At 25.2% G+C, this 1,171-nt stretch carries 2 protein-coding genes and 1 pseudogene; all 3 read left to right on the top strand.

The annotated features are described in order from the left end of the window. Positions 1 to 99: 99 nt before the first annotated feature. Positions 100 to 264: a type II toxin-antitoxin system HicA family toxin gene (locus tag F1B92_RS08695; RefSeq protein ID WP_326833142.1), complete on the top strand. Its 165-nt coding sequence runs from the start codon at positions 100 to 102 to the stop codon at positions 262 to 264. Between the two features lie 84 nt (positions 265 to 348). Beyond that, complete coding sequence (locus tag F1B92_RS09270) at positions 349 to 510, top strand: hypothetical protein (RefSeq protein WP_229771001.1); 162 nt, start codon at positions 349 to 351, stop codon at positions 508 to 510. A gap of 191 nt (positions 511 to 701) precedes the next feature. Beyond that, a pseudogene (locus F1B92_RS08685) lies at positions 702 to 792 on the top strand (IS1595 family transposase); the annotation flags it as partial. Between the last annotated feature and the right edge of the window lie 379 nt (positions 793 to 1,171).

Here is a 1,171-nt window from a genome sequence, read left to right as displayed (position 1 = left end):
TTTTTTTTTTTTTTTTGCAAAATAACAGTCTACAAAGAAGTGATACTTGGATGCAAATAAAGAAAATTTGAAAATAATCCTAAAAATGTAAGATTTGAAATTCTTGAAAAGCTACTGGTAAGTAATGGTTTTAGACTTCGTGGCATTAAAGGCTCCCATCATCAATTTACAAATAATAAAATTTTAATAACTTTGCCATATAGCAAGCCCATAAAAAGATATTATGTAAAATTAGTATTAGAAGCTATAAAGGATAAAAAATGAAAAATTTAGAATATTATTTAAATTTGCCATATAAAATAGAACTTAAAAAACCCATTAGATGAAGGTGGTGGTTGGGCTACTTTTATGCTAGAACTTAATAGTGTTTCGTTTTTTTATGGAGATGGAGATACGAAAGAAAAAGCCTTAAAAGAACTTGATGAAGCATTTAAATTTACGATAGAATCAGCATTAGAAGATGGTTTAAAATACCAGAACCAGTCGATGAAGACGCAAAAGTTCGTATAAATTTAACCATACTAAAATCAGTATTATCCGCAATAGATGCTGTAACAAATAATCGCTCTAAATGGATATCCGACTTGGTAAGAAAAACTTTGTTTATGTAAAAATTGAGCTCAGTCTAATTTGAACTTTAATATACTCTATAATTTCCAAGAAAAAATTAGAGAAATTTTAAAATGTTTTTGCTAAAACAAAAAAAATATGATGGACTAGTTAATTATGGAGTTAAAAGAATATTATAGAGTAAAACACTCCAAAAATAACTTTGCAAATGGCAAAACCCATAAAAGAAAATCTGCTTAAACCAAATCTAAATTTATAAACAACAAAAATAATTTTGTAGGTAATAAGTGATTTTATTTTGCATGCTAACATTCTAAATAACATAATATTTCACTTATTACCTACAAAAGCAGTTTATGAATTTAGAAGGCAAATTGTTTAATAAATTTAAATCTCATTTTTTAATCAGCAATACATCCAATTTTAAAAAATTCACTTAATTTTTTTTACTTTTCAGCATCATTTAACTTCTAAAATTATAAAATACTAAATTAAATTTAAATAATTAATTAAAAATCTTTTAAGGAAACAAATGCACTCAGCCTTGCAATCTATAGCTTTAGTATCTGCGATAAACCAAATTCCTTTTGATTCAAATGCT

It is taken from the genome of Campylobacter portucalensis (assembly GCF_009690845.1).
GTDB classification, from domain to species: Bacteria; Campylobacterota; Campylobacteria; order Campylobacterales; family Campylobacteraceae; genus Campylobacter_B; species Campylobacter_B portucalensis.
Note: the sequence above shows the minus strand (reverse complement) of the source record. Positions and strands in the feature narration are given on the sequence as shown.

Bases quoted from the DNA above. Each gene is read 5' to 3' on its own strand.
- F1B92_RS09270 (WP_229771001.1), top strand. From the start codon at position 349: ATGCTAGAACTTAATAGTGTTTCGTTTTTTTATGGAGATGGAGATACG.